This window comes from Kitasatospora sp. LaBMicrA B282 (assembly GCF_050325825.1).
Taxonomy (GTDB): Bacteria; Actinomycetota; Actinomycetes; order Streptomycetales; family Streptomycetaceae; genus Kitasatospora.
Window position 1 is genome coordinate 1 of the sequence record NZ_JBNQTI010000097.1, and the last position, 12,843, is coordinate 12,843.

Genomic DNA, 12,843 nt, shown 5'->3' on the forward strand with positions numbered 1-12,843 from the left:
GGGGGGGGGGGGGGGGGGGGGGGGGGGGGGGGGGGGGGGGGGGGGGGGGGGGGGGGGGGGGGGGGGGGGGGGGGGGGGGGGGGGGGGGGGGGGGGGGGGGGGGGGGGGGGGGGGGGAGGGGGGAGGGGGGAGGGGGGAGGGGGGGGACAACGCCCCCTCCCCCGGGGGGGAGCGGCCTTCGCCATGCCTGCGCAGCGCCTACTCGGCCGCCTTGGCGGTGGCCGCGGCCTGCATCGCCTCGACGGCCGCGTCCTCCTTGCTCTTCTGGGCCCCGCCCTGGCTGCGGATGATCGCCCGCACCAGGAAGCCGAAGCCGATCGCCATCACCAGCGGCGGCACGATCGCGCTGACGTACTGCATGAGGTCACTCTCCCTTGACTGCCGTGGCGTCCTCGGTGGCCTGAGCGGAGTCCGAGGCCTTCTTGAGTTCCGGCTTCACCAGCGGGAACATCACGGTCTCCCGGATGTTCTTGCCGGTCAGCAGCATGATCAGGCGGTCGACGCCGAGCCCGAGGCCACCGGTGGGCGGCATCGCGTACTCCAGCGCCCGCAGGAAGTCCTCGTCCACCTGCATCGCCTCGACGTCGCCACCGGCCGCCAGCAGCGACTGGGCGGTCAGCCGGGCGCGCTGCTCGACCGGGTCGATCAGCTCGGAGTAGGCGGTGCCGACCTCGGTGCCGAAGATCACCAGGTCCCACTTCTCGGCCACGCCCGGGATCGAGCGGTGCTGGCGGGTCAGCGGCGAGACCTCGGTCGGGTAGTCCTTGATGAACGTCGGCCGGATCGCGTTCTCCTCCAGCAGCCGCTCGATCATCTCCAGCACGATCTGGCCGTGGCCCCACTCCTTCTCGTAGGGCACGCCGGCCGCGTCGCAGAGCTTGCGCAGCTCCTCCACCGAGGTCTGCGGGGTCACCTCGGTGCCCAGCCGGGCCGAGATGCCCGGGTAGACGCTGACCTCCTCCCACGGCTCGGCCAGGTCGATCTCGTGCTCCACCCCGTGCGGGTCGGTGCCGCGCACCACGGTGGTGCCGAGCGCGTCCCGGGCCGCGTTGACGATCAGCGCGCGGATCAGCTCGGCCTGGGTGTCGTAGTCGCCGTAGGCCTCGTACGACTCCAGGGCGGTGAACTCCGGGTTGTGGGTCGCGTCGGCGCCCTCGTTGCGGAAGTTCCGGTTGATCTCGAAGACCTTCTCGGCGCCGCCGACCACCAGCCGCTTGAGGTACAGCTCGGTGGCGATCCGCAGGTAGAGGTCGATGTCGTAGGCGTTGATGTGGGTGACGAACGGACGGGCGTTGGCGCCACCGTGGATCGGCTGCAGCATCGGGGTCTCGACCTCGAGGTAGCCGCGCTCCTCGTAGGTGCGGCGGATCGAGCGGACCACCTTGCTGCGCAGCTCCAGCATCTCGCGCGCCTCGGGGTTCACGATCAGGTCGACGTAGCGCTGGCGGACCCGGGCCTCCGGGTCGGTCAGGCCCTTGTGCTTGTCCGGCAGCGGCCGCAGGCACTTGGCGGTCAGCGCCCAGCTGTCCACCATCACGCTCAGCTCGCCGCGCCGCGAGGTGATCACCTCGCCCTCGACGCCCACCTGGTCGCCCAGGTCGATGTCGGTCTTCCAGGCGCCCAGCCGCTCCTCGCCCAGCTTGTCGAGCGAGAGCATGACCTGCAGGTCGCCGGAGCCGTCGCGCAGCGTGGCGAAGCACAGCTTGCCGCCGGTGCGGGCCAGGATCACCCGGCCGGTGATGCCGACCCGCTCGCCGGTCGCGGTGTCCGGCTCCAGGTCGGGGAACTTGGCGCGGAGGTCCGCGATGGTGCTGGTCCGGGGGAAGCCGACGGGGTAGGGGTCGATCCCTGCGGCACGGAGCCGGTCGAGCTTCTCGCGCCGGACGCGCATCTGCTCGGGAAGGTCGTCGGTCGCGGGAAGGCTGCTCTGATCGCTCACCTCACCAGGGTAGCGAGCGAAACGCCCCGCCCCGCCACCGGATATCACCGGGCCGGGACGGGGCGGACGGGCCCGACGGGGCCCGATGGGGGCCGTCGGGCCCCGCCGGTTCAGTCGCGGGGGGCCGGCTTCCTGCGGCGGGCGGCGTAGGCGAGGGCGGCGCCGCCGAGGAGGACGGCGGTGCCGCCGGCGATGGCGAGGGTGCCGGCGTCGTTGCCGCCGCCGGTGTAGGCGAGGTCCTGGCCGGCCGGGGGCTGGTCGTCGGCGGCGGGCAGCACGGCCGCGGCCGGGGTGGGGGTGGCGCTGCTCCCGGCGGTCGGGGTGGCGGTCGGCGCGGTGCTCGGGGTGGCCCCGGCGCCCGGACCGCCGAGAGTGACCGTGACGGCGTCGTTCGCCGGGTTCGGGTCCCACGGCAGCTTGACCGGCGCGGGGTTGTTGATGCCCTCTTCGCTTTGGAAGTCGACCGTGGCGGTCCGGGCGGTGCCCGGGTCGGCCAGCCGGAGCCCGAAGTCGAAGTCGAAGCCCGCCCCGACCGGTGCCATGAACGAGGTGCGGCAGACGTAGACCGTGCCCGGGGTGGTGAGCTGCGCCTGGAGGCACCCGGCGGGGACCTCGGTCGCGGTCACGCCCTGCGGCAGCGTGACCCGGACATCGGCCACGTCCTCGCCGCTGCGGTCGAACTCGATCGCGGCGGGGCCGTCGTTGCGCAGCCCGGCGGTCAGCGTGCCCCGGGCGCCGCCCGGTTGCGGAGCCCAGCTGCCGAGGGCGAGGAAGTCGGCGGTGTTGTCGACGCTCACCTCCAGGTCGGCGCGGTTGTCGTAGGGCTTGCGCGGGGTGCTGCCGAGCGACGGGTCGGTGGTCCGGGTCGCGGTCAGCGGTGCGCCGGTGCCGGGGTGGAAGCTCTCGGTGGCCCGCCACTGCGGGGCGTCGGAGAAGGGCGCGTCCTCGGCGGGAAAGACCGCGATCTCGCTGTGGGTCGCGTAGGCGGTGGGGGAGACGCCGAGCCGGATCGGGTCGAGCGTGTAGACCTCGCCCGGGGCCACCGCGAGCTTCAGGGTGCAGATCGCGTCGGTCCGCCCGGGCCGGTTCTGTTGGCCGGGGCCCGAGAAGACCGGCTTGACCTGCGCGTACTCGCAGTTCGAGGCGAGCTGCTCGGGGTCCAGTCCGTCCATCGCGGTGAACTCCACCACCAGCTCGCCGGTCGGCAACTGGCCCAGGTTGGTGAACTCCACGGCCGGGGCCAGGGTGCTGCCCGGTTTGACGTGGTCGGCCGGGGCCGGCTGCTTGGCCAGCAGGTCCGGCCCGCCGACGGTGACGGTGACGTCCTGCTGCACGGAGGGCACCCCCGCCGCGCTGACCGTCAGGTGCAGCTTGGTGGTGGCGCCGGCCTTGGCAGCGGGGTTCGGGGTCAGCCAGAACTTCTGGGGGGTGTCGACGCCGTCGGTGTCGAGGTCGCCCTCGTCGCACCAGGTGAAGTCGTCCTTGGCGGTGCAGCCGTTGCCCTCGGCGTGCAGGTCGGCGACCTTGAACAGGTCCTCGCCGGTCACAAAGTCGATGCTGACCTTGTGCAGCGGGCTGCTGCCGGTGCGGCCGAGCCGGATCGGCAGCGCGCTGCGCGGGTCGGCGCCCGGGTCGTTCGGCGTGGTGACGGGCAGCTGGATGGTGGCGGGCACGTCGACGGTGAGCGCGGCGCCGCCGTCGGCGTGCGCCGGCAGTGCGGTGAAGCCCGCGGTGAGCAGCGCGGCGAGGGCGGTGGCCCCGGCGGCGGTGCGGTGTGACTGGGTGGTGAGCACGGATCCCCCCGTGATGGCTGACTGTTCCCCGCCGGACCCTACGGGGCCGCGGGCGGAACGAATCGGGCACAGCCGGACAGGAGCGCCGCAACGCCGCGCATCCGTTAGGGAAACGTGACGGCGGCCGACGGGATGTGACGGAGCGTCAGGCCGGCGGTCGGCGCCCGGTCGACGCGGCGGTGCGCGCCACCGCCTCGGGGGCGGTGGCGCGCCGGGCCGGTCGGCGGTCAGCCGGTCCCGGTGGCCAACTCCTCCTGCTCGTCGTGCGTTTCGGCCGACTCGGGGGCCTCGGCGTCCGGCCCGGGCGTCGTGCCGGTCTCCGGGGTCGGGCGCTTGGCGAAGAGCTCGGCCGGGGTCGGGATCCGGCTCGGGCGCTTGGCGCGGTCGGAGTGGCGGGGCTCGGTGGGGGTGTTCATCGGGAACGGTCCTCCGGCTCGGTCGGTGACGGGGCTGGGCACGGCGGCCAGGTGGCGCGCGGGGGCCGGGGCGGGCTCGAGGGCGGGGTGCGGCAGGCCCGTGGTGCGGGCCAGCCGTTCGCGGACGGCGGCCTCGGCCAACGCGTGGCAGCGGCCGGCCAGCCGGGAGCGGCGGCTGCGTTCGCCGGGGCCGCACGGCTGGCGGATCAGGCCGCGCAGGGCGGTGAGGTCGTCCGGCCCCGGCAGGTAGCCGTCGGTGACGGCCTCCTCCAGGCGTTCCAGGTAACCGCGGGCGCTGCCGGGCAATGCGGCGCGGTAGCGGACCAGTTCGGCGAGCAGGAAGCGGCGCAGCCGGCCGCCCTCCGAGCTGGCCTCGTCGATCGCCTCGGCCAGGCGGAGCGCCTCCTGGACGTCCTCCGCCCAGAGATCGGCGCCGCAGGGCAGCTGCGCGGGCACGGCGGGGTGCAGGGCTTGGGCGAGAGCACGGCGCAGCACGCGCACTTCGTCGGCGCTGAAGGCCATGCCGCCGCGGGATCCGTGGGGCGTGGGCATGAGTTGACACTACGTGAGGAATATCCGATTTGTCGGAAGCCTCGCGTCGCGCCGCCCGGATGGCCCAGCGGGTGGCGGTGAATCCGCGGGGGCTGCGCTCGGCCGTCCGGCCCAGCGCAGCCCCCGCGGTGGATCAGCTCGCCGTGTTGCGCTCGTAGACCAGGCGCAGCCCGATCAGGGTCAGCCACGGCTCGTGCACGTCGATCGTGGTCGCCTCGCCCAGCACCAGCGGTGCCAGCCCGCCGGTGGCGATCACCTGCACGTCGTCCGGGTCCTTCGGCGAGAGCTCCCGCGCCATCCGGGTCACCAGGCCGTCCACCTGCCCGGCGAAGCCGTAGAGCACGCCGGACTGCATGCCCTCCACGGTGTTCTTGCCGATCACGTTGCGCGGCCGGGCCAGCTCGATCTTGCGCAGCTGGGCGCCGCGCACCCCGAGCGCCTCGACCGAGATCTCGATCCCGGGGGCGATCGCGCCGCCCACGTAGTCGCCGCGCTCGTTGATCGCGTCGAAGGTGGTCGCGGTGCCGAAGTCGACCACGATGCACGGACCCCCGTACAGGTGGTTGGCGGCCAGCGCGTTGACGATCCGGTCGGCGCCCACCTCCTTCGGGTTGTCCATCAGCACGTGCACCCCGGTCTTCACCCCGGGCGCCACCAGCACCGCCGGGACGTCGCCGTAGTAGCGCCGGGTCACCTCGCGCAGCTCGTGCAGCACCGCGGGCACCGAGGAGCAGATGGACAGGCCGTCCACCCGCTCGGGGCCCGCGCCGCCGGCGTGCCGGCCCATCAGCCCCTTCATCAGCACGGCCAGTTCGTCGGCGGTGCGGCGCGGATCGGTGGAGATCCGCCAGTGGTCCACGACCTCCTCGCCGTCGAACAGGCCGAGCGTGGTCTGGGTGTTGCCGACGTCGATGGTGAGGAGCATGGGCCCCCTGTCTGGTCCGGTGGGTGGTCGGTGGCGGGAACAGCTGTGCCGCGAACTTCGGTGCCGCGGACTTCGGTGGCGCGGTCAGGAACGCAGGTCCAGGCCGATGTCCAGGACCGGCGCCGAGTGGGTGAGCGCGCCGACCGCCAGGTAGTCGACCCCGGTCTCGGCCACCTCGCGCGCGGTGGCCAGGGTCAGCCCGCCGGACGCCTCCAGCTTGGCCCGGCCGGCCACCAGGGCGACCGCCTCGCGCAGCTGCTCGACGGTGAAGTTGTCCAGCAGGATCAGCTCCGCCCCGGCCTCCAGCACCGGCGGGATCTGCTCCAGGGTGTCCACCTCGACCTCCACCGGCAGGTCCGGGTAGGCGGCCCGGACGGCCCGGAAGGCCTCGGCCACGCCGCCCGCGGCGACCACGTGGTTGTCCTTGATCAGCGCGGCGTCGGAGAGCGCCATCCGGTGGTTGACCCCGCCGCCGCAGCGCACCGCGTACTTCTGCAGCGCGCGCAGGCCCGGGTGGGTCTTGCGGGTGTCGCGGACCGCGGCGCCGGTGCCCTCCAGGGCGTCCGCCCAGCGGCGGGTGGCGGTGGCGATGCCGGACAGGTGGCAGAGCAGGTTGAGCGCGCTGCGCTCGGCGGTCAGCAGGTCGCGGGTGCGGCTGCGCACCGAGAGCAGCACCTGGCCGGCCTCGACCCGGTCGCCGTCCTCGACGTGCCGCTCGACCTCGAACTCCTCCTCGCAGATCAGCGAGACCACGGCCTCGGCGATCCGCAGGCCGGCCACCGTGCCGGCCTCGCGCGCGGTGAAGTCGGCGGTGGCCACCGCGTCCGCCGGGACGGTGGCGACCGAGGTGACGTCCTCGCCGCCGGCCAGGTCCTCGGCCAGCGCCAGGGTGGCGATGTCCTCCACCTCGACCGGGTCCAGGCCGGCCTCCTCCAGCAGCTCGGCGAGCTGCGGGTCCAGGCCGGTCTCGTAGCCCTCGCCGTCGGCGCAGCCGCAGCCGTCGCCGCAGGAGCCCTCGGCGTCCACCAGCGGCAGCTCTTCGTGGGTGTGGGTCATGGTCCTCAGTGCTCCTCGGTGACGCGGAGCCGGTCCGCGTCCAGGGTGGTGGTCAGGTGGTGCTGCCAGTGGGCGTCGTCCCGGTCGGGGAAGTCCTCCCGCCAGTGGCAGCCGCGGGTCTCGGTGCGCATTTGGGCGGCGGTCACCAGGGCGGTGGCCACCAGCAGCAGGTTGGCCGCCTCCCAGGTCTCCACGCCGGGGTGGGCCGGCTTCTCCTCGGCCGAGTGCTGCGCCGCACCCTCGGCCAGCGCGGCCAGGCCCGCGGCGGCGCCGGCCAGGCTGTCGGCCGAGCGCAGCACGCCTGCGCCGCGCGACATCAGGCGCTGGATCTCGGCCCGGGCCTCCGGCGCGGGCAGCTCGACCGGCCGGGCGGCCCGGGCGGCGGCCACGTCCACCACCCGCTCGGGCAGCTCGCCGGCGGCGTGCCGCGCGGCCAGGTCGGCGACGATCCGCTCGGCGAAGACCAGGCCCTCCAGCAGCGAGTTGGAGGCCAGCCGGTTGGCGCCGTGCACCCCGGTGCAGGCCACCTCGCCGCAGGCGTACAGGCCGGGCACCGAGGTGCGGCCGTGCGGGTCGGTGCGCACCCCGCCGGAGGCGTAGTGCGCGGCCGGGGCGATCGGGATCGGGTCGGTGACCGGGTCGATGCCGTGCGCCAGGCAGGAGGCCAGGATGGTCGGGAAGCGCTCGGCCCACATCGCGGCGCCGAAGTGCCGCCCGTCCAGGTACATGTGCTCGGCGTCCTGGGCCTGCATCTGCCGGGTGATCGCCTTGGCCACGATGTCCCGCGGGGCCAGCTCGTTCAGCTCGTGCTGCCCCAGCATGAACCGGGTGCCGGCGGCGTCCACCAGGTACGCACCCTCGCCGCGCACCGCCTCGGAGATCAGCGGCTGCTGGCCGTGCGCCTCCGGGCCGAGCCAGAGCACGGTCGGGTGGAACTGGACGAACTCCAGGTCGGCCACCGCGGCGCCGGCCCGCAGCGCGAGCGCCACCCCGTCGCCGGTGGAGACCTGCGGGTTGGTGGTCGCCGAGAAGACCTGACCCATGCCGCCGGTGGCCAGCACCACGGCCCGGGCGCGCAGCGCGCCGACCCCGTCCCGCTGGCCCTCGCCCATCACGTGCAGGGTCAGCCCGGCCGCGTGGCCGTCGGCGTCGGTGAGCAGGTCCAGCACCAGGGCGTGCTCGATCAGCTCCAGTTCTGGGTCGCGGTGCACCGCGGCGACCAGCGCCCGGGAGACCTCCGCGCCGGTCGCGTCGCCGCCGGCGTGCACGATCCGGTTGCGGTGGTGGCCGCCCTCGCGGGTCAGCAGGATCTCGCCGTCCGCGCCGGTGTCGAACGCGGCCCCGGCCTCGATCAGCCGGCGCACCGCCCCCGGGCCCTCGGTGACCAGCACCCGCACGGCGTCCTCGTCGCAGAGCCCGGCGCCGGCCACCAGGGTGTCGTCCAGGTGCTGCTCGGGGGTGTCGCCCGCACCCAGGGCGGCGGCTATGCCGCCCTGGGCCCAGCGGGTGGAGCCCTCGTCCAGCACGGCCTTGGTGACCACCGTCACCCGCAGTCCGGCCCGGCGGATGCCGAGCGCGGCGGTCAGCCCGGCCACGCCGGAGCCGACCACCACCACGTCGGTGGTGGCGGTCCAGCCGGGGGCGGGAGCGGTGAGGCGGTGGGTGGCAGGCATGGTGGGGGACTCCAGTCGGCAGGAGGGGTGGGGGCCGGCGGCCGGTCGGTGGGGGCCGGTCGGGTGCACCCGGTTACACGTGGACGGCGTCGCCGCGCACGGTGTCGGTCCCCGGCAGGGCCTCGGCGGCGTCCGGGCCGATGCCGGTGATCTTGTTCTCGGCGTCCACGAAGACCACCTTGGGCTGGTAGGCCTTCGCCTCGGCGGTGTCCATCTGCCCGTAGGCGATCAGGATCACCAGGTCGCCCGGGTGGACCAGGCGGGCCGCGGCGCCGTTGATGCCGATCACGCCGGTGCCGCGCGGGCCGGCGATGGTGTAGGTCTCCAACCGGGCGCCGTTGTTGATGTCGACGATGTGGACCAGCTCGCCGGGGAGCAGGTCGGCCGCGTCGAGCAGGTCCTGGTCGACCGTCACCGAGCCGACGTAGTGCAGGTCGGCCTGGGTGACGGTGGCACGGTGGATCTTGGACTTGAGCATGGTGCGGAGCATGGGGTCACGCCTCCTGATGCGAGTGCATGCCGATGGGGATGTCTGACTTACCTGACCTGGAGGCGGACGTTGTCGATCAGGCGGGTGGAGCCCACCTTCGCCGCCACGGCCAGTACCGCCTCGCCCTGGAAGTCGTCCGGCGCCTCGACGAAGTCGTGCGGGTCGATCAGGGCGAGGTAGTCGAGGTGGACGCCGGCGGCGTCGTCGAGCACCCGGGCGGCGGCCTCGCGCACGGCCTTCGGGCCGCGGGCCGCGGCGTCCCGCCCGGCGAACAGGGCGCGGGAGAGCGCCAGCGCCTGCTCCCGGTCGCCCTCGGAGAGGTAGCGGTTGCGCGAGGAGAGCGCCAGGCCGTCCGCCTCCCGGACGGTCGGCACCCCGACCACCTCGACGTCGAAGTCCAGGTCGGCCACCATCCGCTGGATGATCGCCAGCTGCTGGGCGTCCTTCTCGCCGAAGAAGGCGTAGTCCGGGTCGGTGATGTGCAGCAGCTTGGCCACCACGGTCAGCACCCCGTCGAAGTGGCCGGGGCGGCTGGCGCCCTCGAAGCGCTCGCCCATCGGGCCGGCCGACAGCGAGACCACCGGGGTGCCGTTCGGGTAGACCTCCTCGGCGCTCGGGGCGAAGACCACGTCGGCGCCGGCCTCCTGGGCCAGCGCGACGTCCGCCTCCAGGGTGCGCGGGTAGCGGTCCAGGTCCTCGCTCGGGCCGAACTGCAGCGGGTTGACGAAGACCGTCACGGCCACCCGGCCGTCCCGGCCGACCTCCCGGCGGGCCGCCCGGATCAGCGCGGCGTGGCCCTCGTGCAGCGCGCCCATGGTCATCACGACCGCGTTGTCCACCGGGCTCTCGTCGGGCCAGAAGGCGGCCTCGAAGTCGGCGACGGTGTGGGTCAGCTGCGCCTGGTGGACCTTGGGGGCCTTGGCGGCGGGCTTGGGGCGGGCCATCACTTCTCCTCGTTGTTGAGCACGTCCAGCAGCGAGGCCGCCGCTTCGTCGGTCAGTGTCCCGTGGGCCAGCGCGCGCTGGGCGGTGGCCCGGGCCATCGCGCGGTAGGCCGCGGGGATGTCGGGGGACACCCGGGCCAGCTCGGTCAGGTGGCGGCGCACGGTGCCGGTGTCGCCGCGGGCCACCGGGCCGGTCAGCGCCGCGTCGCCGGCCCGCAGGCTGTTGTCCAGCGCGGCGCCGAGCAGCGGGCCGAGCATCCGGCCCGGCTCGGCCACGCCGGCGGTCCGCAGCAGCTCGATCGCCTGTGCGACCAGGGTGACCAGGTGGTTGGCGCCGTGCGCCAGGGCGGTGTGGTAGAGCGCGCGGACCTGCTCCGGCACCCACTCCGGCTCGCCGCCCATCTCCACCACCAGCGCCTCCGCGACCGGGCGCAGCTCCTCCGGCGCGGTCACCCCGAACGGGCAGCCGACCAGCCGGGCCAGGTCCACCGAGGTGCCGGTGAAGGTCATCGCGGGGTGCAGGGCCAGCGGCAGCGCACCGGCCCGGGTGGCGGGCTCCAGGATCGCCACGCCGTGCGCGCCCGAGGTGTGCACCACCAGCTGGCCCGGCCGGATCGCGCCGGTGCCGGCCAGCCCGGCGACCAGGGCGGCCAGTTCGTCGTCCGGCACGGTGAGCAGCACCAGGTCGGCCGCGGCCAGCACCTGGGGCGGGCTCACCAGGCGCACCCCGGGCAGCAGCGCCTCGGCCCGGCGGCGGGAGGCGGCGGAGACCCCGGAGGCGGCCACCACCTGGTGGCCGGCCAGCTGCAGGGCGGCGCCGAGGGCGGGGCCGACCCGGCCGGTGCCGACCACGCCGACGGCCAGGCGCGCGGGGCGGGCCGCCGGATCCGTGGGATCGGGCAGGTGGAACAGGTCGGAGGTGCTCACGGTGTGCGTTCCAGTCCTCTACGGGTACCAGACGGTCCGTCCCATCCTACGGCCCGCCGCGGTGGTGCTTTGAGCGCGCTCCCCGGAACCGCCGCTAGGCGTGCCCGCCGGCCTTGATCAGTCCGGCCTCGTAGGCCAGCACCACGGCCTGCACCCGGTCGCGCAGCCCCAGCTTGGCCAGGATCCGCCCGACGTGGGTCTTCACGGTGGCCTCGGAGAGGGTCAGCTCGGCGGCGATCTCGCCGTTCGACAGGCCCTGGGCGACCAGCAGGAAGACCTCCCGCTCGCGCTCGGTCAGCGGGCTCAGCGCGGGCGGGCCGCCGACCGCCTGCGGCACCGGCAGCACGTCGGCGAACCGGTCGATCATCCGGCGGGTGGTGGTCGGCGCGACCACGGCGTCACCGGCGTGCACCGCGCGGATCGCCGAGACCAGCTCGGTCGGCGGCACGTCCTTGAGCAGGAAGCCGCTGGCCCCGGCCTTGAGCGCGGCGAAGGCGTACTCGTCCAGGTCGAAGGTGGTGAGGATGAGCACCTTGGGGGCGTCCGGGCGCGGGGCGCCGCTCTCGTCCAGGCAGATCCGCCGGGTGGCCTGCACCCCGTCCATCCGCGGCATCCGGACGTCCATCAGGATCACGTCCACCGTGGTGCCGGCCAGCACCTCCAGGGCCCGGGCACCGTCGCCGGCCTCGGCGGCGATCTCGATGTCGGCCTGGGACTGCAGCACCATGCGGAACCCGGTGCGCAGCAGCTCCTGGTCGTCGACCAGCATCACGCGGATGGTCACCTCGGCGGTCTCCCTCTCTCTCCTGTGCGGCTCTGTCGCGGGGGGTGGTCCCCGGTCAGCGGGCGGTCTTCAGCGGGAGCACGGCGCGGATCCGGAACCCGCCGCCGGGGCGCGGCCCGGCGTCCAGGCTGCCGCTGACCATGCCGATCCGCTCGCGCATCCCGATCAGGCCGTGGCCCAGCCCGTCGGTGCCGCCCGCGGTCAGGTGCGCGTCGGTGCTGCCCCGCCCGTCGTCCTCGATCAGCACGTTGAGGTCGCGGTCGCCGAAGTCGACCGCGACCCGGGCCGTGACGTTCGGGCCACCATGCTTGCGCACGTTCGTGAGGGCTTCCTGAACGATCCGGTAGACCGTCAGCTCGACCCCGCGGGGCAGCTCGCGGACCTCGCCGGAGGTGCTGAACTCCACCGGCAGGCCGGCGGTGCGGACCTGGTCCAGCAGGTCGGGCAGCTCCTCGACGCCCGGCTGCGGCACGTACTCCTCGGCGGCGTCGGCGGTGCGCAGCACCCCGAGCAGCCGGCGCATCTCGACCAGCGCCTGGCGCCCGGTGGAGGCGATGGTGGCCAGCGCCTCCTTGGCCTGGTGCGGCGAGTTGTCCATCACGTAGGCGGCGCCGTCGGCCTGCACGATCATCACCGAGACGTTGTGCGCCACCACGTCGTGCAGCTCGCGGGCGATCCGGGCCCGCTCGGCGGCCACCGCCACCTTGGCCTGGGCGTCGCGCTCGCGCTCCAGCCGGGCCGCGCGGTCCTCCAGCTCGGTCAGGTAGGCGCGGCGCACCCGGGTCAGCCGGCCCCAGGCCCAGCAGAGGATGAAGGGGCTGGAGAGCAGCGCCGAGACGAAGGCCTGCTGCAGGAAGCCGTGGGCCATGCCCGCGTCGCTGTGGTAGAAGGCGGCGACGCTGAGCGGCCCGGCGGTCAGCCCGGCGGCCAGCGCCAGCCGGGAGGTCCAGGTCCGGCCGAAGGCGGCGCCGGTGTAGCAGAAGACCAGGTAGCCGATGGCCGGCGGGGTGTTCTGGTCGATCCGCCCGGCCACCTGGAGCAGGCCCAGTGCGATGCCGGCCACCACCACGACGTCGGGCCAGCGCCGGCGCACGGTCATCAGCACGAACATCACGGCACCGATTCCCAGCAGGGCGATCCGTGAGCCGTCCTCGGCCACGGCGGCCAGCAGCGTCAGGAAGCCCACGATGGATGCCCAGGCGCCGTCGACCACCATGGGGTGTCCGCGGAGCCAGGCGTTGAGTCGATGCACGTGACAAGCGTAGGCAGTCTCCGGGGCCGCCCCCGTCCGCCGCTAGGGCGATCCCGGTCTCGTCCGCAGGTCGGAGCCGGGTACGGTCGCGAG

General features: G+C 74.6%; 11 protein-coding genes and 1 pseudogene. All 12 read right to left on the reverse strand.

Features of this window, described 5'->3' with window-relative positions; translation table 11 throughout:
* Positions 1-198 precede the first annotated feature (198 nt).
* A complete protein-coding gene (locus tag ACQRUO_RS24460; RefSeq protein ID WP_428318197.1) occupies positions 199-360 on the reverse strand; it encodes a hypothetical protein in 162 nt (53 codons plus the stop codon).
* A 4-nt stretch (positions 361-364) separates the two neighbouring features.
* A pseudogene (lysX, locus tag ACQRUO_RS24465) lies at positions 365-1,924 on the reverse strand (bifunctional lysylphosphatidylglycerol synthetase/lysine--tRNA ligase LysX); the annotation flags it as partial.
* Between the two features lie 125 nt (positions 1,925-2,049).
* Positions 2,050-3,732 (reverse strand): hypothetical protein, encoded by a 1,683-nt coding sequence (locus ACQRUO_RS24470; RefSeq protein WP_428318198.1) that lies wholly within the window; start codon positions 3,730-3,732, stop codon positions 2,050-2,052.
* A 227-nt stretch (positions 3,733-3,959) separates the two neighbouring features.
* Positions 3,960-4,700: a hypothetical protein gene (locus ACQRUO_RS24475; protein WP_428318199.1), complete on the reverse strand. Its 741-nt coding sequence runs from the start codon at positions 4,698-4,700 to the stop codon at positions 3,960-3,962.
* 133 nt (positions 4,701-4,833) lie between these two features.
* Positions 4,834-5,625, reverse strand: coding sequence for a type III pantothenate kinase (locus ACQRUO_RS24480; RefSeq protein WP_428318200.1), 792 nt, complete (start codon positions 5,623-5,625; stop codon positions 4,834-4,836).
* 84 nt (positions 5,626-5,709) lie between these two features.
* On the reverse strand, positions 5,710-6,681 hold the full coding sequence (gene nadC, locus ACQRUO_RS24485) for a carboxylating nicotinate-nucleotide diphosphorylase (RefSeq protein ID WP_428318201.1): 972 nt from the start codon (positions 6,679-6,681) through the stop codon (positions 5,710-5,712).
* A gap of 5 nt (positions 6,682-6,686) precedes the next feature.
* Positions 6,687-8,354 carry an L-aspartate oxidase gene (locus ACQRUO_RS24490; RefSeq protein WP_428318202.1) on the reverse strand — a complete coding sequence of 556 codons (1,668 nt, stop codon included), beginning with the start codon at positions 8,352-8,354 and terminating at the stop codon, positions 6,687-6,689.
* Positions 8,355-8,427: 73 nt separating this feature from the next.
* Positions 8,428-8,844: an aspartate 1-decarboxylase gene (gene panD, locus ACQRUO_RS24495; protein WP_428318203.1), complete on the reverse strand. Its 417-nt coding sequence runs from the start codon at positions 8,842-8,844 to the stop codon at positions 8,428-8,430.
* A 47-nt stretch (positions 8,845-8,891) separates the two neighbouring features.
* On the reverse strand, positions 8,892-9,788 hold the full coding sequence (gene panC, locus ACQRUO_RS24500; RefSeq protein ID WP_428318204.1) for a pantoate--beta-alanine ligase: 897 nt from the start codon (positions 9,786-9,788) through the stop codon (positions 8,892-8,894).
* The gene (locus tag ACQRUO_RS24505) at positions 9,788-10,714 is read right to left on the reverse strand and encodes a Rossmann-like and DUF2520 domain-containing protein (RefSeq protein WP_428318205.1); all 927 of its coding nucleotides are present in this window, start codon (positions 10,712-10,714) and stop codon (positions 9,788-9,790) included. Before ACQRUO_RS24505 ends, panC begins: the two co-directional genes overlap by 1 nt.
* A 94-nt stretch (positions 10,715-10,808) precedes the next feature.
* A complete protein-coding gene (locus ACQRUO_RS24510) occupies positions 10,809-11,498 on the reverse strand; it encodes a response regulator (RefSeq protein ID WP_428318206.1) in 690 nt (229 codons plus the stop codon).
* A 55-nt stretch (positions 11,499-11,553) separates the two neighbouring features.
* Entirely contained in the window at positions 11,554-12,750 is a 1,197-nt protein-coding gene (locus ACQRUO_RS24515) for a DUF7134 domain-containing protein (RefSeq protein ID WP_428318207.1), read from the reverse strand.
* Between the last annotated feature and the right edge of the window lie 93 nt (positions 12,751-12,843).